The 20,789-nt window shown below is 50.7% G+C and carries 21 protein-coding genes and 1 other RNA gene; 12 read left to right on the forward strand and 10 right to left on the reverse strand.

Annotated features, from left to right (window positions below):
• Positions 1-21: 21 nt before the first annotated feature.
• Both glnK and amtB read left to right on the forward strand, forming a co-directional pair.
• Complete coding sequence (gene glnK / locus QMN38_RS10475) at positions 22-360, forward strand: P-II family nitrogen regulator (RefSeq protein WP_137384619.1); 339 nt, start codon at positions 22-24, stop codon at positions 358-360.
• Positions 361-391: 31 nt separating this feature from the next.
• Entirely contained in the window at positions 392-1,678 is a 1,287-nt protein-coding gene (amtB, locus tag QMN38_RS10480; protein ID WP_271441609.1) for an ammonium transporter AmtB, read from the forward strand.
• A 73-nt stretch (positions 1,679-1,751) separates the two neighbouring features.
• On the opposite strand, the gene tesB is transcribed toward amtB, so the two are convergent.
• The gene (gene tesB, locus QMN38_RS10485) at positions 1,752-2,612 is read right to left on the reverse strand and encodes an acyl-CoA thioesterase II (protein ID WP_271441608.1); all 861 of its coding nucleotides are present in this window, start codon (positions 2,610-2,612) and stop codon (positions 1,752-1,754) included.
• 212 nt (positions 2,613-2,824) lie between these two features.
• Between tesB and QMN38_RS10490 the strand changes: the two genes are divergently transcribed.
• The gene (locus QMN38_RS10490; RefSeq protein WP_137384617.1) at positions 2,825-3,394 is read left to right on the forward strand and encodes a YbaY family lipoprotein; all 570 of its coding nucleotides are present in this window, start codon (positions 2,825-2,827) and stop codon (positions 3,392-3,394) included.
• 31 nt (positions 3,395-3,425) lie between these two features.
• On the opposite strand, the gene QMN38_RS10495 is transcribed toward QMN38_RS10490, so the two are convergent.
• On the reverse strand, positions 3,426-3,737 hold the full coding sequence (locus QMN38_RS10495; RefSeq protein ID WP_137384616.1) for an MGMT family protein: 312 nt from the start codon (positions 3,735-3,737) through the stop codon (positions 3,426-3,428).
• A 162-nt stretch (positions 3,738-3,899) separates the two neighbouring features.
• Between QMN38_RS10495 and ffs the strand changes: the two genes are divergently transcribed.
• The 3 genes from ffs to QMN38_RS10510 all read left to right on the forward strand — a co-directional run bounded on the left by ffs (position 3,900) and on the right by QMN38_RS10510 (position 4,659).
• Positions 3,900-3,996: signal recognition particle sRNA small type (gene ffs / locus QMN38_RS10500), an RNA gene on the forward strand.
• A gap of 196 nt (positions 3,997-4,192) precedes the next feature.
• Positions 4,193-4,444: a hypothetical protein gene (locus QMN38_RS10505; protein ID WP_048212417.1), complete on the forward strand. Its 252-nt coding sequence runs from the start codon at positions 4,193-4,195 to the stop codon at positions 4,442-4,444.
• Complete coding sequence (locus tag QMN38_RS10510; RefSeq protein ID WP_271441606.1) at positions 4,441-4,659, forward strand: hypothetical protein; 219 nt, start codon at positions 4,441-4,443, stop codon at positions 4,657-4,659. The genes QMN38_RS10505 and QMN38_RS10510 overlap by 4 nt, the downstream gene beginning before the upstream one ends.
• A 47-nt stretch (positions 4,660-4,706) precedes the next feature.
• Here QMN38_RS10510 and yczR read toward each other — a convergent pair whose 3' ends face one another.
• Entirely contained in the window at positions 4,707-6,134 is a 1,428-nt protein-coding gene (gene yczR, locus QMN38_RS10515; RefSeq protein ID WP_323605020.1) for a MocR-like transcription factor YczR, read from the reverse strand.
• Positions 6,135-6,220: 86 nt separating this feature from the next.
• Here yczR and yczE point away from each other — a divergent pair, with 86 nt between their 5' ends.
• Positions 6,221-6,832 carry a membrane protein YczE gene (yczE, locus tag QMN38_RS10520; RefSeq protein WP_271449476.1) on the forward strand — a complete coding sequence of 204 codons (612 nt, stop codon included), beginning with the start codon at positions 6,221-6,223 and terminating at the stop codon, positions 6,830-6,832.
• 82 nt (positions 6,833-6,914) lie between these two features.
• Positions 6,915-7,268 carry a DUF1428 domain-containing protein gene (locus tag QMN38_RS10525; protein WP_323605021.1) on the forward strand — a complete coding sequence of 118 codons (354 nt, stop codon included), beginning with the start codon at positions 6,915-6,917 and terminating at the stop codon, positions 7,266-7,268.
• 54 nt (positions 7,269-7,322) lie between these two features.
• Here the strand turns inward: QMN38_RS10525 and QMN38_RS10530 are convergent, their stop codons facing one another.
• A complete protein-coding gene (locus QMN38_RS10530) occupies positions 7,323-8,876 on the reverse strand; it encodes an EAL domain-containing protein (RefSeq protein WP_323605022.1) in 1,554 nt (517 codons plus the stop codon).
• A gap of 188 nt (positions 8,877-9,064) precedes the next feature.
• On the opposite strand from QMN38_RS10530, the gene QMN38_RS10535 reads away from it, so the two are divergent.
• Positions 9,065-9,325: a type B 50S ribosomal protein L31 gene (locus tag QMN38_RS10535; protein WP_005125189.1), complete on the forward strand. Its 261-nt coding sequence runs from the start codon at positions 9,065-9,067 to the stop codon at positions 9,323-9,325.
• Position 9,326: 1 nt separating this feature from the next.
• Entirely contained in the window at positions 9,327-9,467 is a 141-nt protein-coding gene (gene ykgO, locus QMN38_RS10540) for a type B 50S ribosomal protein L36 (RefSeq protein ID WP_005125190.1), read from the forward strand.
• A gap of 77 nt (positions 9,468-9,544) precedes the next feature.
• Here ykgO and QMN38_RS10545 read toward each other — a convergent pair whose 3' ends face one another.
• The 6 genes from QMN38_RS10545 to acrA form a co-directional block, all read right to left on the reverse strand.
• Positions 9,545-10,015: a YlaC family protein gene (locus QMN38_RS10545; protein ID WP_271441602.1), complete on the reverse strand. Its 471-nt coding sequence runs from the start codon at positions 10,013-10,015 to the stop codon at positions 9,545-9,547.
• Between the two features lie 116 nt (positions 10,016-10,131).
• Positions 10,132-10,683, reverse strand: a complete 552-nt coding sequence (maa, locus tag QMN38_RS10550; protein WP_271441601.1) for a maltose O-acetyltransferase — start codon at positions 10,681-10,683, stop codon at positions 10,132-10,134.
• Positions 10,684-10,871: 188 nt separating this feature from the next.
• Positions 10,872-11,090 carry an HHA domain-containing protein gene (locus QMN38_RS10555; protein ID WP_002892050.1) on the reverse strand — a complete coding sequence of 73 codons (219 nt, stop codon included), beginning with the start codon at positions 11,088-11,090 and terminating at the stop codon, positions 10,872-10,874.
• A gap of 27 nt (positions 11,091-11,117) precedes the next feature.
• On the reverse strand, positions 11,118-11,492 hold the full coding sequence (gene tomB / locus QMN38_RS10560) for an Hha toxicity modulator TomB (RefSeq protein ID WP_003021733.1): 375 nt from the start codon (positions 11,490-11,492) through the stop codon (positions 11,118-11,120).
• A gap of 488 nt (positions 11,493-11,980) precedes the next feature.
• The gene (gene acrB / locus QMN38_RS10565) at positions 11,981-15,130 is read right to left on the reverse strand and encodes an efflux RND transporter permease AcrB (RefSeq protein WP_137384610.1); all 3,150 of its coding nucleotides are present in this window, start codon (positions 15,128-15,130) and stop codon (positions 11,981-11,983) included.
• Positions 15,131-15,152: 22 nt separating this feature from the next.
• Positions 15,153-16,346, reverse strand: coding sequence for a multidrug efflux RND transporter periplasmic adaptor subunit AcrA (gene acrA / locus QMN38_RS10570; protein ID WP_323605023.1), 1,194 nt, complete (start codon positions 16,344-16,346; stop codon positions 15,153-15,155).
• 141 nt (positions 16,347-16,487) lie between these two features.
• Between acrA and acrR the strand changes: the two genes are divergently transcribed.
• Positions 16,488-17,138: a multidrug efflux transporter transcriptional repressor AcrR gene (gene acrR / locus QMN38_RS10575; protein ID WP_271441600.1), complete on the forward strand. Its 651-nt coding sequence runs from the start codon at positions 16,488-16,490 to the stop codon at positions 17,136-17,138.
• A 127-nt stretch (positions 17,139-17,265) separates the two neighbouring features.
• Positions 17,266-20,631 carry a mechanosensitive channel MscK gene (gene mscK / locus QMN38_RS10580; protein ID WP_271454015.1) on the forward strand — a complete coding sequence of 1,122 codons (3,366 nt, stop codon included), beginning with the start codon at positions 17,266-17,268 and terminating at the stop codon, positions 20,629-20,631.
• The last annotated feature ends 158 nt before the right edge of the window (positions 20,632-20,789 follow it).

The raw sequence follows: 20,789 nt of genomic DNA on the forward strand, positions 1-20,789 counted from the left end.
AATTCTGACTGGAGGGGATCTATGAAGCTGGTTACCGTGGTAATCAAACCGTTCAAACTGGAAGACGTCCGTGAAGCATTGTCGTCTATGGGTATTCAGGGGCTGACCGTCACCGAAGTGAAGGGGTTTGGCCGACAAAAAGGTCATGCTGAGTTGTACCGGGGAGCGGAATACAGCGTCAACTTCTTACCCAAAGTGAAGATTGATGTGGCAATTGCTGATGACCAACTGGACGGCGTAATTGATGTCATCAGTAAGGCCGCCTACACCGGAAAAATTGGCGACGGCAAAATTTTCGTCGCCGAGCTACAACGCGTGATTCGTATTCGTACCGGCGAAGCCGACGAAGCCGCACTGTAACGTCTGGCACACAGTGATAGGAAACCAAAAGATGAAGATAGCAACGATGAAAACGGGTATTGCATCACTGGCGCTGCTGCCGGGACTGGCGATGGCGGCACCGGCGGTCGCGGATAAAGCCGATAACGCTTTTATGATGATTTGCACTGCGCTGGTGCTGTTTATGACTATTCCTGGCATTGCGTTGTTCTACGGCGGTTTAATTCGCGGTAAGAACGTGCTGTCAATGCTGACCCAGGTTACGGTGACATTCGCTCTGGTCTGTATTTTGTGGGTCGTTTATGGCTACTCGCTGACTTTCGGCGAAGGAAATAATTTTTTTGGTAACTTCAACTGGGTCATGCTGAAGAATATTGCACTGACGGCGGTGACGGGGAGTATCTATCAGTATATTCACGTTGCTTTTCAGGGGTCTTTCGCCTGTATCACTGTTGGGCTTATCGTCGGTGCGTTGGCTGAACGTATTCGCTTCTCAGCGGTGCTGATTTTTGTGGTGGTGTGGCTGACGTTGTCCTACATCCCTATTGCACACATGGTCTGGGGCGGTGGTTTGCTGGCTACTCACGGTGCGCTGGATTTTGCAGGCGGCACGGTAGTGCATATCAACGCCGCGATTGCCGGTCTGGTTGGGGCTTATCTGATTGGTAAACGGGTCGGTTTTGGCAAAGAAGCGTTTAAGCCGCATAACCTGCCAATGGTTTTTACCGGCACGGCTATTCTCTATATCGGCTGGTTTGGCTTTAACGCGGGCTCCGCGGGGATGGCGAATGAAATTGCCGCGCTGGCCTTCGTGAATACCGTTGTTGCAACCGCGGCCGCTATTCTCGGCTGGATCTTCGGTGAATGGGCGCTGCGTGGCAAACCATCATTGCTGGGAGCCTGTTCTGGCGCCATTGCGGGTCTGGTTGGTGTGACGCCTGCCTGTGGTTATATCGGTGTTGGTGGGGCGTTGATCATCGGCGTGGTTGCCGGTTTGGCAGGGCTGTGGGGAGTGACGATGCTGAAGCGCTTTCTGCGCGTTGATGACCCGTGTGATGTCTTCGGTGTTCACGGTGTCTGTGGGATTGTCGGATGTATCCTGACTGGCGTATTCGCCGCCAGCTCTTTAGGCGGAGTGGGCTTTGCCGAAGGTGTTACCATGGGGCATCAGCTTCTTGTGCAGTTGGAAAGTGTGGCGATCACCATTGTCTGGTCCGGTGTCGTGGCATTTATCGGCTATAAATTGGCGGACATGACGGTAGGTCTGCGCGTACCGGAAGAGCAGGAGCGCGAAGGGTTGGATGTGAACAGCCACGGCGAAAACGCCTACAACGCCTGATGTTTCAATTTCTCGGATAGTGCTAAACGCTTTTCCGGCCTACAACAATTTACCCTGTAGGCCGGAAAAAAAATCAATTACGATTACGCATTACCCCTTCCTGCACGGTAGAGGCGACCAGCACGCCATCCTGCGTATAGAACTCCCCGCGTACAAATCCCCGGGCACCGGAGGCCGATGTACTTTCTACGTTGTACAACAACCACTCATTGATATTAAAAGGACGATGGAACCACATAGAATGGTCGATCGTAGCGATCTGAATCCCTTTTTCCAGAAAACCAATGCCATACGGCTGTAAAGCAACGGGCAGGAAGTTCAGATCAGAGGCGTAACCGAGCAGATACTGATGTACACGAAGATCGTCCTGCAGCGTGCCGTTAGCGCGGATCCATACCTGGCGAGTCGGGTTGGCAACGTGACCTTTTAACGGATTATGAAATTCCACCGGACGGACTTCCAGCGGGCGGTCGTTGATAAATTTTTCTTTCAATAGCGGTGGCAGCAGGTGAGCTACTGAACGGGCGATCTCAGTTTCTGATTTAAGTTCTTCAGGGCCAGGCGCATCCGGCATCTCTTTTTGATGCTCAAACCCATCTTCTGGTGCCTGGAAAGAGGCGGTCATATAAAAAATGGGCTTTCCATTCTGGATCGCGGCAACGCGGCGGGCACTGAAGCTGTTACCATCGCGCAGTACCTCGACATCATAGATGATGGGCTTTTGGCTGTCGCCCGGCCGTAAAAAGTAGCTGTGGAAGGAATGCACCAGACGTTCTTCCGGCACGGTCTCTTTCGCGGCGTACAACGCCTGACCGACAACCTGTCCACCAAAAACCTGACGTAACCCTAAGTCTTCACTTTGGCCCCGAAAGAGTCCTTCTTCAATTTTTTCCAGATTTAACAATGTCAGCAAATTTTTCAGTGCCAGACTCATACGTGCTCTCCAGGTAATAGCGATCTCGCAGCGAGGTAGGCAGAGTATAACGCAATTTTGAAAGTGGTCCGATGGGTGCAATTGTCTGAATTACAGGCCTATTACAAGCAGAAATTGCTAATTTGTGCCACACTTAGTCATGTTATGTTTTTGTTAACCACTCTTCTGGCGAGGAAAGTTCTCGCTGGTGCATAGATGAGAAGGAGAATTTAATGAAACTCGTGCACATGGTAAGTGGTTTAGCGGTTGCGGTCGCTCTGGCGGCCTGTGCTGGTAAAAGTGCAGATATTCAAACACCTGCGCCAAGTCCTAATACGTCAATTGCTGACACACAGTCAAAAATTCAACAGCCGAATGTGTCTGGTACGGTATGGATCCGCCAGAAAGTTGCTTTACCGCCGGATGCCGTGCTGACCGTCACACTGTCAGATGCATCGCTTGCCGATGCACCGTCAAAAGTGCTGTCGCAAAAAGTTGTGCGTACCGAGGGCAAACAAGCACCATTCAGCTTCGTGCTCCCGTTTAACCCGGCAGATATTCAGCCAAACGCGCGTATTCTGCTGAGTGCGGCGATTACGGTGAATGATAAGCTGGTCTTTATTACTGATACCGTCCAGACGGTGATTAATCAGGGGGGGACTAAAGCCGACCTGACCCTGGTCCCGGTTCAGCAGACGGCCGTTCCTGTACAGGCGAGCGGTGGTGCCGCGACAACGGTACCGTCAACGTCACCCACGCAGGTGAATCCGTCTTCCGCTGTTCCTGCCCCGACACAGTACTAAGGGCATACTAACCCTCTCCGTCCGGAGGGGGTTAGTACACCCAGCGATAACGTTGTAAATCGATTTGTCCACTCCCTGAAACCACAATACCTTCTGCCAGCAATGCCTGGCGTTGTCGTTGCAGGTCAGGACCTGTCAGTGAAATCATTCCGTGACGATTCACCACTCGATACCAGGGCAGGGTGCTACCTTCAGGCAGTCGCTTGAGTACACCGCCCACCTGGCGTGCAGCGCGCGGTGAGCCAGCAAGCCTGGCGACATCGCCATAGGTGGTGACGAATCCTTCGGGGATTGAGGCAACGATTTGCCAGACGCGTTGAGGGAAAGAGTCTTGTATATCCATCGTTTATTCCTGCGCTAATCCTCCAGCATAATCCCGAATGACGAGGTAGTGAAGCTTCATTGCACAAGAAAACAGCATCCGATGCGGGATGGGTTGCAATTACAGGGTGCAGCAGTGATAATGCGCCTGCGCGTTGGTTAACAACGCTCTCAATGGGGGCTCTGTTGGTTCTCCCGCAACGCTACTCTGTTCACCAGGTCAGGTCCGGAAGGAAGCAGCCAGGGCAGATGACGTGTGTGCCGGGATGTAGCTGGCAGGGCCCCCACCCAATTCTGCCGTCCGGCAATCTCAATTCTTCTCATCTTCTTTTCTTTGTCATCGTATTGTCATTTTATTGTCATCAAATGCTGTCAATGTGTTTCGGGGATGTTATTTGATGCTTTTGCCGTCGCCATCGCGCAGAGATATGACTCTTGCGCCCGGTGGACTTTGGCTGACCACAAGGACTTTTTACGATGTCGACCGCAGTATTGAATGTCAAAATTGATGAGGCGCTAAAAGAAAAGCTGCGTCATTACGCTGAAGTGAATAATGAGAACCTAAGTATCTCGACGGAAAAATTGCTGCTTATCGCGTTTTCCGCCATTGAAGAGGCGGGAGTCTCCGCTGACGATATTGATAGCCAGCACACGGAAGAATCCGTGGTTGAAGCACTGACTCCTAAAGAAATCAAAGCGCTGCGCAGATTACTGAAGAAGAAAAAATGAAACAACAACCGCTCTCAACCGCCTGTAATTATGGCGAAGCCTGTGAATTGCTTCGTTCCGGTTATGTGAAACATGTTCGTCTGAGCTGGAATGTCGGTAGCGATGAATTTTTCCGTATTGCTTCTGACTGGTGCGATGCCGGGGCGAAAATTAAGAAAGACGGGGAGAATTTTGTGATTTCCCTGAAAGGTTTTCCGGTTCCCCGCCAACTGTAGATATTGAGGGTTTAAGTTAGCGCATGACGAGCTTTGTGGCTCGTCGCTCATATTATTTTGCGCATTTTCCCGTGACTTGCCTGTAAACGCAGGTTGTCCCAAATGGGTTGCAATGTCCGGAAGGCCGAGCGCATTGTGTCATCGGGCAGTGCGAAGGGCATGCGTAAGAAGCGATCGAATGCGCCATCCAGGCCGAAGCGCGTCCCGGTACCCAACTGAATACCTGCACTTTCAGCGCGCGCGGCAAACAACGTCGCCAGCGTATCGGGTAATTCAACCCAGAAAGAGAGTCCCCCCTGCGGTTGAGTAAACTGCCACTCCGGGAAATGTGTCTTCATCAGGTCATGGCACCGATCGCGCCGGGTGGTGAGCAATTGCCGTCTGTCTGGAAGAAAATCGGTCGCATTGTCCAGTAACCAACCCGTGGCAAGCTGTTCAAGCACTGGTGATCCTAAATCAAATGTGTCGCGAGTCTGTACCAGCGCGGCAATGGTACGCGATGAGGCCCGAATCCATCCCAGACGCAGACCTCCCCAAAAACTTTTCCCCGCCGATCCCAGCATGATGATGGGCGCGTCATCATGGAATGCCGCCAGCGGTGGTGGTGGCGGGGCGTCATACCACAGATTGACCATGGTTTCGTCCACCACCAGTGTCGTGCGGGTTCTGGCGGAGATATCGGCGATAGCCTGGCGTGTCGTCGCATCCATACAACGTCCGGTAGGATTGTGAAAATCTGGCATCAGGTAGGCCATTCTCGGCGCAGTTTGCGCAATAGTGGCAACAAGGCCCGATGTATCCCAGCCGTGTTCGGGCAGTGACACGCCCACGGGGCGGCAGGACGCACCTTGAATGGCTGCAATGGCGAGTGGATAGGTAGGATGATCGACCAACACACGATCGCCGGGACCCGTGAGCAAACGCAGGATCAGCGCCAGGCCGCTGACTGCGCCATTCACCACCATTATTTCATCCGGCTGTGTGGGTAATCCGCGTTCGCAATAATGCCGGGCAATAGATTCTCGCAGCGTTGGTAACCCCTGGGGCAAATATCCTGAACTTAGCAAATGCTGTGGCATCGCCAGCAGGGCTTGCTGGTACGCCTGATGAATTTCGGGCCCGGCGCTAAGGGCTGCTGTGGACAAATCCAGCGCGGTGCTGGTGCGGGTTCGCGTCGGTACATGACGGGTATGTTCCGGCAGGATCACGCGTGAACCACTTCCATGACGGCTTTCCAGATACCCTTCTTCCCGCAGTTGCGCCATTGCGCTGGCAATCGTCGTGCGACTGACTTCAAGCACGGCGGCCAGTTCGCGTTCGCCGGGTAAGCGCGTATCCAGTGCCAGTCGGCCATCCAGGATCAGCAGGCGTAGTGCCTCTGCCAACTGTCGCCAGATAGGTGTACGTGAGGGGGTCTCCTGCCAGTGCCCGAGCAGGCGCTGCAGGGACTGGCTTCCATAACGGCGAGATGACATAGCAGTCCACTTTCTGAAAACTGGACATTAATCATAGTGCCAATTGCGGTGAAGATGAAAGCTATCTGAGGGGTGAGGAGAAAATTATGCTGCGTCGTTTACTTCAGCTGTATATCGGACTGGCGCTGTACGGCGTTTCGACGGCGATGTTTGTACGTGCAGATTTAGGGGCTGACCCGTGGAACGTATTTCATCTTGGCGTAGCAAATCTATTATCGATGAATATCGGCCTGGTGATCATCGCCGTGGGGGTACTGGTTCTGCTGGCATGGATACCACTGCGCCAGCGCCCCGGATTTGGCACTCTCAGCAATGTCATTATGATTGGTTTGGCTGCAGATGCCGCGCTGGCGGTGATCCCGGGATTTGAATCGCTACTGACGCGCAGTGGACTGCTGGTGGCGGCGGTTATCTTGAATGCGCTAGCGACCAGTCTGTACATCGGTGCCGGTTTTGGGGCGGGCCCACGTGACGGCTTGATGACCGGCATTCATGCGCGTACTGGTTGGTCTGTACGGACTATCCGGACCGCAATCGAGGTGTCGGTTTTGCTCAGTGGTTGGCTTCTTGGCGGAACCGTGGGTGTTGGAACGGTACTGTATGCGTTAGCTATTGGACCGTTAATTCAGATTTGCCTGCCGTGGTTTCGCCATCAGCCGCAGTCACGTATTCGTGTTCGGAATGAGCCTACGGCGTGATTGCCAGCTGACGACTAAACTTAACCTCGACTGACGCGGCCGGAATCGGCTTGCCGCGCAGTACACTTCGGAGGTTTATCTGATGAAGTATGTTGATGGTTTTGTTGTTGCCGTTCCTGCCGAAAACAAGGAGGCATATATCGCGATGGCGGCAAAGGCTGCGCCGCTTTTCAAGGAATTCGGTGCACTGCGCATTGTGGAGTGTTGGGCTGATGATGTTCCCGACGGTAAGTTGACCGATTTTCGTATGGCGGTAAAAGCGCAGGATCATGAAGAAGTGGTATTCAGCTGGATTGAATACCCTTCTAAAGAAGTCCGCGATGCGGCGAATCAGAAGATGATGTCCGATCCCCGTATGAAGGAGTTTGGTGAGTCTATGCCATTTGATGGCAAGCGAATGATCTACGGTGGATTCTCGCCCATTATGGAAGAGTGACGTGACTGGCTGTGCGGCGTGCCGCCAGCCATCTCAATACACGCCAGTGCCCTGTTAGAGTCGTTTTTCCGCCCACAGAATAAATTCCGCCTTTGGCAGTGCTTTGCTGTACAGCCAGCCTTGACCATACTGTACGCCATGTTGACGGAGCCAGCTTTCCTGGTTCTCGGTCTCGATGCCTTCCGCCACCATTTCCAGCTTCAGCGTTTTGGCTATCTCGATAATATGTGGCGTGACGTTATTGTATTCCAGCGCGTCAACAAACGATTTGTCTATCTTCAGGATGTCTACATCCAGATCCTGCAAATAACTCAGGCTGGAGTAGCCTGTACCAAAATCATCAATATAAATAGAGTGGCCTGCCTGACGGTATTTGGCGATAAACGGTGCACTGTTTTTCGGGTCGGCAAATTCACGCTCAGTCAGTTCCAGGGCAATTTGTGCGGGTTGTAGTTGCCAGTGGTTCACCATGCGGCTTAGCAGTGCCGGAAGTGTTTCGGACTTTAAATCGGCCGACTCAAGGTTGAGTGATATATGCTGTTGAGGATGTTGATGCAGCCATTTACCCAGATCCTCGAAGACGTTTTCAATAATCAAACGAGTGAGAGGTTCTGTCAGGCCGGTTTCTTCGGCCAGGGGGATAAAAATATCGGGTGAGAGATAGCTACCGTCAGCTTGTCGCCAACGAGCCAGTGCTTCTGCACCCACGACCTTTCCCGTTTTGAGCGAAATAATGGGCTGGTAATGGACTTTGATATCCCGGTTCTGAATGGCGTCTTGCAATTGGTGATGGGGGGACTGCAAGCGGCGCAAAATACGCAGAATAAAGAAGGCGGTGAGCAGGCCAATAATAATCCCTGCCGGGAGCCAGATCAGCGCCTGTCGGTGCCAGGATTTTTGCAAAGGTAATGTCGACGCCCAGCTGACGATAGTGATACCTAGTTCGGGGAAAGGGCGAGAATTATAAATACTGCCCTCTTTTTGAAAATGGCTGATAGAACTGTCTTTTTGCAGTTGATGTAACACGTCCAAGGGGAGATCGGCACTACTGGCCACCACGACGTTGCTTACTGTACCCACAATGGCGACTTCGATAGGCCATGAACCAAATGGGATAACATCAATGAACGAGCCAGGGTCGATCATCACCACATAATGCTCGCTGCCGAGCGCCGCCATAAAACGCTGTATTCCGAGGTCGTTTTGCGAGGTTAACCAGGCGCGATAGCCATCCGGTGTCATTTTCATTGGCGGTGGAAACGCAGCAGCCTGGCTCCTTTTCTCAAGGGAGGAACATTGTGGAACATTGTCTTTGAGGTACATCACTTCCTGAATATAACGGTAGCTGTAGGACAACCGGCGCATTTCCAGCAAATGTTCCTCTGAGCAGGGCACACCCTGGAAGGCTTCTATTTTGCGTAGCGCTTTTTTTGCCTGCTCGCCAACGCGTTCCGTACGCAAAGCGACCTGGCTGGAAAATGAATCAAGCTCATCTATAAATTTCGTTTCGACCTGACGATGTGCCAGCCACAGGCTTAAACACACCGGTACGAGGATGGACAGAACCAGTATTCCCGCCACCAGGCCAATCAGATGTCGTGTTGTCACAGTGATATCCTTATTAACACAGCGTAGAGAAAGTATATCCGAAAGCTAAAAAAGCAATTCGATTGGCATCATATATTTAGGGCCACTTATCACTCCGATAAATTACCCATAGCATAAATCAGGTTGAGATCTGTACGGGAGTGGTGTATTTTGATGGATATGTTATAACGTAACATATTGAGGTTGCCATGAAACCGGATATCCATCCTTTTTATCGCCCAGTGGTGTTTCACGATACCAGTGCCAATGAATACTTTAAGGTCGGTTCGACGATCAAAACCGAACGAGAGATTGAGTTCGAGGGCCAAATGTACCCGTACGTAACGCTTGATATCTCGTCTAAGTCACACCCGTACTACACCGGTAAACAAAAAACCTTCGATAACGAAGGTAGCGCGGCTCGTTTCCAGAAACGTTTCGGCCACTTCATTGGCACTAAGCGAGGTTAAGATGCAGGTACTCAATTCACTTCGCAGCGCCAAACAACGGCACCCTGACTGCCAGATAGTCAAACGCAAAGGGCGTTTGTACGTCATCTGCAAAACGAATCCGCGGTTTAAAGCGGTACAGGGCCGTAAAAAAAGACGTTAGTCACTTTGCCAGCATTGCAGGGACTGAAGTGCGTTCCCCTCGGGGGACGCACTTTTTTTGTTTGTGACAGGGCGTGATTACTGACTGGTCTGCGCGCGGGTTAATGTGAAGACATCATAAAATGACAGTTCACCTTTCCGCGTTATCATTTTTTGCAATTGGGCCTTATGCTCACTGTCGACTTGGGGAGAATGCAGGATAGTGTCGATGAGTGAGGGCGGCACAAAGCGCGTGTTATACCATTCACCGTTATAGCAGACTCTGAAATCCAGTACGTCAATATCTTCAAAGCGGTAACGCGGCGCAACGTCAAAAAAGAAAAAGGCGTTGAGTAAGACGAACAGTACAACCAACAGCCATACCGAATCGACCAGCGTTTCTGATTGCAGCATTACCGCCAGCGTGGCAAAAAACGCAACATACATGCCGATAAATAGCCCTGGATGTTTACGAATAAAGCTGATGCTAAAGCGCGGTTTGTTGTCGCGCTTTTCGCGAATATTTAAGTCGTCGATGGTTTCGGTAAGCAGGCGTTGTATTTCTGTCATCTCTTGCCTTCGTGAAGTCTGCAATAGTCAGGAGGGATCAGCCTATTTTAAAAGGGGATACTCTCTGAGAAAAGTAACAGATTAACCACAATTTAGCATAACAGTTACATATCAGATCACAGTGTTTTGATGATCCGTGCCGGATTGCCACCGACGACGGTGTTTGCCGGAACGCTTTTAGTCACCACTGCACCTGACGCCACAACCACGTTGTCGCCCAGTGTTACACCCGGATTTATCACTGCGCGCCCCCCGATCCAGACATTATTCCCGATGGTTACAGGTTTCCCTAGTTCAACTCCGCTGTTGCGTTCGTTAGCGTCCAATGGATGGGTTGCCGTATAGATATGGACTCCCGGTGCCAGCATACAGTTATCACCGATGTGGATTGGGCAGACATCAAGCATGACGCAGTCGAAGTTGGCGTAAAACGCTTTGCCGAGATAAATGTTATACCCGTAGTCACAACGAAAAGAGGGCTCAATGTAAGCGTCTTCGCTTTGACCCAATAGATCGCGCAAGATAGCCTGACGTTCACTCTGCGCATCGGGTGCGGTGGCATTGTATCGGTGGATGAGTTGGCGTGCACGGAGACGATCGTTGCGCAACGTTTCATCTGCCGGGCGATACAATTCGCCGGCGATCATCTTTTGCTTATCTTCACTCATTACGAACTTTCCTGTTTGCTGATAGGCCGTCACAGTACAGTAAAACGCAATGCAGGGAAGGGGAACGTTCCCGTTTTCCCACCGTGATCGCAATCACGTGATTTGAATTAAATAATGGTTGCTGGTACGGGAAATGGTCAGTCAGACAAACAAATGTTTCGCGATACCTGACTTAACCTCATGAGCAATTAACGAATAAATTTCCAAACAGATGTTGGGATCTTGTCGTAGAGCTTATTCATTGTCAATTCAGCAAGACGATGATCGGCGGCTGAGTAAAATACAGCCAGTTCATTGTCAGACAATTCATATTTATTTTTCTCAATAACACGTTCAAGCGTGTCAATTGTTTGACAGCGTCGTAGGCGCATCAAATAATCTGTTTTAGTTAATGGTTTATCGGACATAACTCTTACCTATGATTGTAATAATTTTTAACAAGACAAACTGACAGGATTAGCCCTGGTGGCATTGACAAAACAGCGAAATAGTCGATTACCTGACTTCCGCCATTTCTGCAGATCCTGCGTATTAATACCATAACTGCTGAACAACATAAAAGTGTCATCCAGGTATTCATCAATCTGCGCGATCAGCTTATTGTCCTCATTGTACTTAATTTTATAATTAAGTGCGAAGGTTGCAATATGCTCTATCAGTTCATTGAGCTGCAAGCTGGTTGCAGAGGTAGGGTCATTTACCCAACCATGGTTGCTTTGTTCAAGGTTTGCAAGACAGTCATGATACAGAGTTTCGCAGAGAAATTTAAGCTGCGCGATATCATGTCTTTTCGGTGAGTATTCATCCATAACGCATCCCCTTCTTAGTGGTTTAGACTAACCGAACACCTTTCGGGATGGATACAACAAACTACCTGGAACTTGCCCGCGACTCCTGATGATTTAACTATAATCTACTCTAAAAAAGATTTCATCGTCATATCACGAAAAATTACAATTATGTAAAATTATGATGCAGTCCCATTTTTACGTTTTAACAGATACATGCCGGTATTCGAAATGGAACAACTTCTTTATTCTCGGCCAATCATCACGTTATCTTGTTTAGGTTTAGCAACGAAAGGCGACAACCGACTCTGTGAACGAAAACTAGGAATAGTCTTAATATTTATTTAAGTAAATAAGGGTCCGTGACGTTTTTTAAGAATAGCCTTTAAACTCACAAGGATTATATCGCTTATTTAAACAAGAGAAAATAAACGAAATCGCAATAAGCGCTTTTTATGATTTTTTTCCAGAAAAAAGGCCGCTTGCGCGGCCTTATCTTTAGGAATGTATCAATGATGCTCAACTGAGTGGCTATGTTCAACATCTTCGTTCTTGCGGCTAAAGCGGCGGCGGACCACCACAAAGAACACCGGAACAAAGAAGATAGCCAATACGGTTGCAGTGACCATCCCGCCCATTACGCCAGTACCGACGGCGTTCTGCGCGCCACTACCTGCACCGGAGCTGATAACCAACGGCATTACGCCGAGGATAAAGGCTAACGATGTCATCAGAATCGGACGTAAACGCATGCGAACCGCGTCCAGCGTCGCCTCTACCAGACCTTTACCTTCTTTATCCATCAAGTCTTTGGCGAATTCGACGATCAATATCGCGTTCTTCGCCGACAACCCAATGGTTGTGAGCAGGCCCACCTGGAAGTAAACGTCGTTGGTCAAACCACGGAACGTTGCCGCCAGCAGCGCACCGATAACCCCCAGCGGAACGACCAGCATAACGGAGAATGGAATTGACCAGCTCTCGTACAATGCTGCCAGACACAGGAAGACGACGATCAGTGAAATCGCATACAGGGCAGGTGCCTGGTTACCAGACAGTCGTTCCTGGTAGGACATGCCTGTCCAGTCATAGCCGATACCGGATGGCAGTTTGCTGGCAAGTTGTTCCATCATTGCCATCGCTTCACCGGTACTTTTACCCGGTGCGGCCTGGCCTAAGATTTCCATGGACGGCAGACCGTTATAGCGTTCCAGACGCGGTGAACCATATTCCCAACGCGAGGAAGAGAACGCAGAGAACGGCACCATTTGTCCATCACTACCACGGACATACCAGTTTCCAATATCTTCCGGCAACATACGGTATTTGGCTTCAGACATGACGTAAACTTTCTTCACACGACCACGGTCGATGAAGTCGTTCACGTAGCTTCCGCCCCATGCAGCGCCCAGCGTTGTATTAATGTCACTAATGGAAACACCCAGAGCCTGCGCTTTTTCCTGATCGATATCGATCTTGAATTGCGGAGTATCTTCCAGACCGTTAGGACGTACGCCCACTAACAGATCAGGATGTTTCGCGACTTCACCAAACAACTGGTTACGCGCCTGAGTCAATTTTTCATGGCCCAGACCGGCCTGGTCAATCAACTGGAAGTCGAAACCCGTCGCGGTGCCCAGTTCTACGATTGCTGGCAGGTTAAAGGCGAATACCATGGCGTCTTTAATCTGCGAGAACGCCCCCATCGCACGCTGAGTAATCGCTTCTACCTTGTTCTCTTCACCTGGACGTTCACTCCAGTCTTTCAGAGAGACGAATGCGATACCGGTGTTCTGACCACGACCAGCAAAGCCGAAGCCGTTAACCGCAAACACCGATTCAACGTTCGCTTTTTCTTTGGTCAGGTAGTAATCCGTCACTTCGTCCAGCACTTTCTGGGTACGCTCTTGCGTTGCACCTGCTGGCAGCTGAGCCATGGTCAGGAATACACCCTGGTCTTCATCTGGCAGGAAGGAGCTTGGCAGGCGAACAAACAGATAGGCCATGCCGACGACGATGATCAGATACAGCGCCAGGTAACGACCGGTGCTGCGCAGAATACCGCCTACGCTATCGGTGTAGTGGTGCGTGCTCTTATCGAACATGCGGTTGAACCAACCGAAGAAGCCCGTTTTACCTTCACCGTGATCGCCTTTAGCAATCGGTTTAAGCATTGTTGCACACAGGGCAGGGGTCAGAATCAACGCCACCAGTACAGACAACGCCATTGCGGAAACAATGGTGATGGAGAACTGACGGTAAATCGCACCGGTAGAACCCCCGAAGAAGGCCATTGGGATAAATACCGCTGACAATACCATCGCGATACCCACCAATGCGCCCTGAATCTGGCCCATTGATTTACGCGTTGCTTCTTTCGGTGGTAGCCCTTCTTCAGCCATGACACGTTCAACGTTCTCGACCACCACGATGGCGTCATCCACCAACAGGCCGATGGCGAGCACCATCCCGAACATCGTTAGCGTGTTTATCGAGAAGCCGAAAATCGCCAACACAGCAAAAGTACCCAACAACACGACCGGGACGGCGATGGTCGGAATCAGCGTCGCGCGGAAGTTCTGCAGGAACAGATACATAACCAGGAACACGAGGATGATTGCTTCCGCCAGCGTCTTCACAACTTCGTGAATAGAGATTTTCACGAACGGTGTTGTGTCATACGGATAAACAATTTTCAGGCCTGATGGGAAGAACGGTTCCATCTTCACCAGTTCAGCGCGGATAGCCGCTGCGGTATCCAGGGCGTTCGCACCGGTAGCCAGTTTGATACCCAGACCAGACGCAGGCTTGCCGTTGAACTTCGCAATGATGTCGTAGTTTTCACCACCCAGCTCAATCTTCGCTACATCGCGCAGACGAACCTGGGAGCCATCCTGGTTCACTTTCAGCAGAATTTTGCCGAATTCGTCGGTGGAGGTCAGACGCGTCTGAGCAATGATAGAGGCGTTCAGTTGCTGGCCTTTCACGGGTGGCGTACCACCAAGCTGACCGGCTGCAACCTGGGCGTTCTGCGCTTTAATCGCGGAAATTACATCAACCGGCGTAAGCTGGTATTTGTTCAGTTCGGTTGGGTCCATCCAGATACGCATCGCGTACTGTGAACCGAATAGCTGCACGTCACCGACGCCTGAAGTACGGCTGATGGTGTCTTTCATGTTAGCGGCGACGTAATCCGAGATATCTTCCTGCGTCATTGTGCCATCGGTGTTGATAACACCAACAACCATCAGGAAGCTACTGGATGATTTCTCAACGCTAACCCCTTGCTGCTGTACTTCCTGAGGCAGTAACGGCATGGCCAGCTGCAGTTTGTTCTGCACCTGTACCTGCGCGATATCCGCATCAGTACCGGACTGGAAGGTTAAGGTGATCTGCACGGTACCCGTGGAGTCACTGTTTGAGGACATGTACATCAGGTTATCGATACCGTTCATATTCTGTTCGATAACCTGCGTAACAGTATCCTGTACTGTTTTGGCATCAGCGCCAGGGTAGGTCGCGGAGATCGTCACTGCCGGAGGTGCAATAGTAGGATATTGCGCTACCGGCAATTTGAGGATCGCGAGCCCCCCTGCCAACATGATGATAATGGCGATCACCCACGCAAATATGGGGCGATCGATAAAGAAATTAGGCATGTCTTAACGGCTCCTGTTTAAGTTAAGACTTGGACTGTTCAGGCTGGCTACCGCTTGCGGCTGGCTGGTTATTATCCGCGGTTACTTCCTGCGCTTTTACCTGAGCGCCAGGACGAACTTTCTGCAGCCCACTTACAATCACACGGTCGCCCGGCTTAAGTCCTTCAGTGACTAACCATTTGTCGCCAATTGCTTGTGCTGCCACAATTTGACGCGTTTCAACTTTGTCATCAGCACCGATAACCAATGCACTGGCATCACCACGCGGTGTGCGAGTAACGCCTTGCTGTGGAACCAGTAACGCCGTTGGGTTTGTCCCTTCTTCCAGACGCGCACGGACGAACATACCCGGCAGTAAGGTGTGATCCGGGTTCGGGAAGATTGCGCGTAACGTAATTGACCCAGTGGTTTGATCAACCGTCACATCCGAAAACTCCAGCGTACCGGACTGCGGGAATTTAATACCGTCGCTGGTGACCAGTTCAACTTTCGCTTTACCGTTCTCTTGCTTCAGCGTGCCATTGGCCAGCTCTTGTTTCAGGCGCAGGAAATCGTTACTTGACTGTGTCACATCGACATAGATGGGATCCAATTGCTGAACAGTCGCCAGAGCGGTCGCCTGACCATTTTGCACCAGTGCGCCTTCAGTAACGGATGACTTACCAATGCGGCCGCTGATTGGCGACGTGACTTTGGTATAGGCCAGATTGATACGTGCGGTTTCTACCGCGGCTTTCGCAGCGACAACAGCAGCGTTCGCCTGTTGTGCATCTGCCAGCGCGCTATCGTAGTCCTGTTGACTGATGTACTTCGTACCCAACAGTTTCTGATAACGTTTAACCGTCAGCTGAGCGATATTTGCCGCTGCTTGTGCTTTGGCCAGATCGCCTTTCGCACTTTCGTAAGCGGCCTGGTAAGTAGCAGGATCAATCTGATAGAGAGACACACCCGCTTCAATGTCGCCGCCTTCGGTAAAGTTACGCTTCAGGATAATACCGCTGACCTGAGGGCGAACTTCCGCAATGCGAAAAGCACTGGTGCGACCTGGGAGTTCAGTTGTGATCTGTAGAGGTTCAGTTTTGAGCGTCACAACTCCAACTTCTGGCATCTGCTGGCCCCCTTGTTGGGCCTGTTTGTCGTCACATCCTGTTAGCGCTAAGCTGCCTGAGAGCATCAGAACGACTGCCAGAGGCGTTAACCCTCTGTTTTTGTTCATATGTAAACCTCGAGTGTCCGATTTCAAATTGATCAATGGCTTAAAGCCCATAAACCCATTGCTGCGTTTATATTATCGTCGTGCTATGGTACATACATTCACAAATGTATGTAAATCTAACGCCTGTAAATTCACTGACATATGGCACGAAAAACCAAACAACAAGCACAGGAAACAAGGCAGCACATTCTGGATGTTGCTCTGCGTTTGTTTTCGCAGCAAGGGGTATCATCCACCTCGCTTGCGGAGATCGCAAAAGCCGCTGGTGTAACTCGCGGTGCTATCTATTGGCATTTCAAAAACAAGTCGGATTTATTCAGTGAAATCTGGGAGCTAGCAAAACCTAACATTGATGAGTTAGAAACTGAGTATCAGGCAAAATTCCCCGACGATCCACTATCAGTATTAAGAGAAATATTAGTTTACGTTCTTGAAGCGACCGTGACTGAAGAACGCCGACGTTTATTGATGGAGATTATATTCCACAAATGCGAATTTGTCGGGGAAATAGCAACAGTTCAACTGGTTCAACGCAGCCTGTGTCTTGAAAACTATGACCGGATCGAACAAACGCTGCGACACTGTATGGCTGCAAACATGTTGCCGGAGAATCTGAATACGCGCCGTGTGGCAGTACTACTGCGTAGTTATATCTCCGGGATCATTGAGAACTGGTTATTCGCGCCCGAATCGTTTGATTTGCGAAAAGAGGCGCGCGACTACGTTGCAGTGCTACTGGAGATGTGTCTGCTTTGTCCGACACTGCGTGTGAAGGTCGCAGAGACGAGCTAACTGTCAGACCCAATACCAGGAATTCTCCTGGAGGGTTTCCCTCCTGCTATTCTGTCCGCCACAGCCGTGATATTCTTGCCGCTTGACTATTTTCGGTCACTTTCCCGGTTCAGAAACGTTCATTCTCATGACTATGTTGCAGCTCTATAAACGTTCACAGCATCTTATTGCTATAAGCATTCTTTTCTTCATTCTATTGCTGTCCAGCCAGTCATCAGCATTTGCGCGAGCGCAACAGAATGGTGAACTGCCGACAAAAGTGGATATTCAGAGCCAGTTGGATGCGCTGAATAAACAAAAAGATCTTTCCGCGCAGGACAAACTGGTTCAGCAGGATCTTATCGATACTATCGCCACGCTGGATAAAATAGATCGCGTAAAAGATGAGACCGTACAGCTTCGTCAGAAAGTGGCTCAGGCGCCGGAGAAAATGCGCCAGGCAACGGATGCGTTGAATTCACTCAGCGATGTCGATAATGACGATGAAACGCGGAAAACGCTAAGTACGCTCTCTCTGCGCCAGCTTGAATCTCGTGTCGCCCAGGTGCTGGACGATCTGCAAAGCGCGCAAAACGACCTTGCAGCCTACAACAGTCAGTTGGTTTCGCTGCAAACGCAGCCAGAGCGTGTGCAAAATGCGATGTACACCGCATCACAGCAAATGCAGCAAATCCGCAATCGCCTGGATGGGACTAATGTGGGTGAGGCGGCATTACGCCCCAGCCAACAGGTGTTGCTGCAGGCGCAGCAAGCGTTGCTGAGCGCGCAGATCGATCAACAGCGTAAGAGTCTGGAAGGCAACACGGTTTTGCAGGATACCTTGCAGAAACAACGTGATTATGTAACGGCGAATACGAATCGTCTCGAACATCAGCTTCAGTTGCTGCAAGAAGCGGTGAACAGCAAACGTCTGACGCTAACCGAAAAGACGGCGCAGGAAGCGGTAACACCAGACGAAGCGGCCCGTATCCAGACCAACCCGCTAGTTAAACAAGAACTTGATATTAACCATCAGCTCAGCCAGCGTCTGATATCTGCCACCGAAAACGGCAACACGTTGATGCAGCAAAACATTAAAGTCAAAAACTGGCTTGATCGTGCGTTGCAATCTGAACGCAATATTAAAGAACAAATCGCCGTGCTGAAAGGCAGCCTGCTGTTGTCACGCATTCTGTACCAGCAACAGCAAACGCTGCCGTCGGCAGATGAACTTGCCGACATGACCAACCGTATTGCCGACTTACGTCTGGAACAATTCGAGGTCAACCAGCAGCGTGATGCGCTATTCCAGAATGATGCGTTTGTCGCCAAGCTAGAAGAAGGGCACAGCAATGAAGTGAATGGCGAAGTCCATGATGCCCTGCTGCAGGTTGTGGATATGCGTCGTGAACTGTTGGATCAACTGAATAAGCAGTTGGGTAACCAATTGATGATGGCCATTAACCTGCAAATTAATCAACAGCAGTTAATGAGCGTATCGAAAAATCTGAAAGGGATCCTCACGCAGCAAATCTTCTGGGTAAACAGTAACCGCCCGATGGACTGGGACTGGATCAAGGCGTTCCCGCAAACGCTTAAAGACCAGTTTAAGTCGATGAAAATTACCGTGAACTGGGAAAAAGCCTGGCCGGCGGTATTCATTGCGTTCCTGGCCGGTCTGCCGTTGCTGCTTATTGCCGGGCTCATCCGCTGGCGTCTGAAATGGCTGAAAGAGTATCAGGCAAAACTCGCCGCGGCGGTGGGGAACTTGCGTAATGACAGCCAGCTCAATACGCCAAAAGCGATACTGATTGATTTGATCAGAGCCTTACCCGCATGTCTGATTATTCTCGCTGTAGGCTTGATTCTGCTGACGATGCAATTAAACGTCAGCGATCTGCTGTGGGCATTCAGTAAGAAGATGACCGTTTTCTGGCTGGTGTTCGGTCTGTGCTGGAAGGTACTGGAAAAAGATGGCGTGGCGATACGTCATTTTGGCATGCCAGCGAAACAGACCAGCCACTGGCGTCGCCAGATTGTGCGTATTAGCCTTGCGCTGTTGCCGCTTAACTTCTGGTCAGTTATTGCTGAACTGTCGCCGCTGAATCTGATGGATGATGTGTTAGGGCAAGTCGTTATTTTCCTTAACCTGCTGCTGATCGCCTTCCTGGTGTGGCCAATGTGCCGTGAAAGCTGGCGTGACAAAGAGTCGCACGGTCTGCGTCTGGTCACTATTACCGTGCTGTCTATTATCCCGGTTGCGTTGATGGTGCTGACGGCGACGGGTTATTTCTATACCACGCTGCGCTTGTCCGGTCGTTGGATTGAAACGGTTTATCTGGTTATTGTCTGGAACCTGCTATACCAGACGGTGCTGCGTGGGTTGAGCGTGGCGGCACGCCGCATCGCCTGGCGTCGCGCGTTAGCGCGTCGCCAGAATCTGGTGAAAGAAGGGGCCGAAGGCGCAGAGCCGCAGGAAGAACCGACCATAGCGCTGGAACAGGTAAACCAGCAAACGCTGCGTATTACGATGCTGTTGATGGTGGCTCTGTTTGGTGTTCTGTTCTGGGCAATTTGGTCCGATCTGATCACTGTGTTTAGTTATCTCGACAGCATTACGCTTTGGCATTACAACGGTACTGAAGCGGGAGCTGCAGTGGTGAAAGATGTCACCATGGGCAGTTTGTTGTTTGCCATTATTGCCTCGATGGTGGCGTGGGCACTGATCCGCAACTTACCGGGTCTGCTCGAAGTGCTGGTGCTCTCGCGACTCAAAATGCGCCAGGGCGCATCGTATGCCATCACCACGATCCTCAATTACGCGATTATCGCTATCGGCGCAATGACCGTCTTCGGATCGCTCGGCGTATCGTGGGACAAACTCCAGTGGCTGGCAGCTGCCCTGTCGGTTGGTCTGGGTTTTGGCTTACAGGAAATCTTCGGTAACTTCGTCTCGGGCCTGATTATTCTGTTTGAACGTCCGGTACGTATTGGCGATACGGTTACCATTGGTACGTTCTCCGGTACGGTCAGCAAGATCCGTATTCGTGCAACAACGATTACCGACTTCGATCGCAAAGAGGTCATTATCCCGAATAAGGCGTTTGTGACGGAACGTCTGATCAACTGGTCACTGTCTGATACCACCACACGTTTGGTTATTCGTATTGGTGTGGCTTATGGTTCAGATCTGGATAAAGTGAAGAAAGTGCTGCTACAGGCGGCAACAGAACATCCGAAAGTGATGCACGATCCGGAGCCGGCAGTGTTCTTTACTGCTTTCGGTGCCAGCACGCTGGATCATGAACTGCGTTTATACGTTCGCGAACTGCGGGATCGCAGCCACACGGTCGATGAACTGAACCGCGCGGTTGATCGTTTATGTCGTGAAAACAATATTGATATCGCCTTTAACCAACTCGAAGTGCACTTGCATAATGCCAAAGGTGACACAGTGACAGAGGTTAAGCGTGACATCATCAAAGGCGACGATCCGACGCCTTCTGTAGGTTAAGTTGCAATCAGGGCGGCAAATAGCCGCCCTGATTGCATTTAGTGCGACAGCGCGACCAGTTCTTCCTGCGTCAGGCCCGTAAGGTGCGTAATCAAATCCAGTTCCAGACCGCGGGTGAGCATTTTTTGTGCGATATTACGTGATTCAACCTGCCGAAA

It is taken from the genome of Citrobacter sp. R-1.5.2 (assembly GCF_035064245.1).
GTDB lineage: Bacteria > Pseudomonadota > Gammaproteobacteria > Enterobacterales > Enterobacteriaceae > Citrobacter.

Coding starts and splice junctions, on each gene's coding strand:
- acrR (WP_271441600.1), top strand. CDS start 16,488: ATGGCACGAAAAACCAAACAACAAGCACAGGAAACAAGGCAGCACATT.
- yczR (WP_323605020.1), bottom strand. CDS start 6,134: ATGTCATCTCGCCGTTATGGAAGCCAGTCCCTGCAGCGCCTGCTCGGG.
- tomB (WP_003021733.1), bottom strand. CDS start 11,492: ATGGATGAATACTCACCGAAAAGACATGATATCGCGCAGCTTAAATTT.
- amtB (WP_271441609.1), top strand. CDS start 392: ATGAAGATAGCAACGATGAAAACGGGTATTGCATCACTGGCGCTGCTG.
- acrA (WP_323605023.1), bottom strand. CDS start 16,346: ATGAACAAAAACAGAGGGTTAACGCCTCTGGCAGTCGTTCTGATGCTC.
- QMN38_RS10495 (WP_137384616.1), bottom strand. CDS start 3,737: ATGGATATACAAGACTCTTTCCCTCAACGCGTCTGGCAAATCGTTGCC.
- QMN38_RS10505 (WP_048212417.1), top strand. CDS start 4,193: ATGTCGACCGCAGTATTGAATGTCAAAATTGATGAGGCGCTAAAAGAA.
- QMN38_RS10535 (WP_005125189.1), top strand. CDS start 9,065: ATGAAACCGGATATCCATCCTTTTTATCGCCCAGTGGTGTTTCACGAT.
- QMN38_RS10490 (WP_137384617.1), top strand. CDS start 2,825: ATGAAACTCGTGCACATGGTAAGTGGTTTAGCGGTTGCGGTCGCTCTG.
- QMN38_RS10510 (WP_271441606.1), top strand. CDS start 4,441: ATGAAACAACAACCGCTCTCAACCGCCTGTAATTATGGCGAAGCCTGT.
- glnK (WP_137384619.1), top strand. CDS start 22: ATGAAGCTGGTTACCGTGGTAATCAAACCGTTCAAACTGGAAGACGTC.
- yczE (WP_271449476.1), top strand. CDS start 6,221: ATGCTGCGTCGTTTACTTCAGCTGTATATCGGACTGGCGCTGTACGGC.
- maa (WP_271441601.1), bottom strand. CDS start 10,683: ATGAGTGAAGATAAGCAAAAGATGATCGCCGGCGAATTGTATCGCCCG.
- acrB (WP_137384610.1), bottom strand. CDS start 15,130: ATGCCTAATTTCTTTATCGATCGCCCCATATTTGCGTGGGTGATCGCC.
- QMN38_RS10525 (WP_323605021.1), top strand. CDS start 6,915: ATGAAGTATGTTGATGGTTTTGTTGTTGCCGTTCCTGCCGAAAACAAG.
- QMN38_RS10555 (WP_002892050.1), bottom strand. CDS start 11,090: ATGTCCGATAAACCATTAACTAAAACAGATTATTTGATGCGCCTACGA.
- ykgO (WP_005125190.1), top strand. CDS start 9,327: ATGCAGGTACTCAATTCACTTCGCAGCGCCAAACAACGGCACCCTGAC.
- mscK (WP_271454015.1), top strand. CDS start 17,266: ATGACTATGTTGCAGCTCTATAAACGTTCACAGCATCTTATTGCTATA.
- tesB (WP_271441608.1), bottom strand. CDS start 2,612: ATGAGTCTGGCACTGAAAAATTTGCTGACATTGTTAAATCTGGAAAAA.
- QMN38_RS10545 (WP_271441602.1), bottom strand. CDS start 10,015: ATGACAGAAATACAACGCCTGCTTACCGAAACCATCGACGACTTAAAT.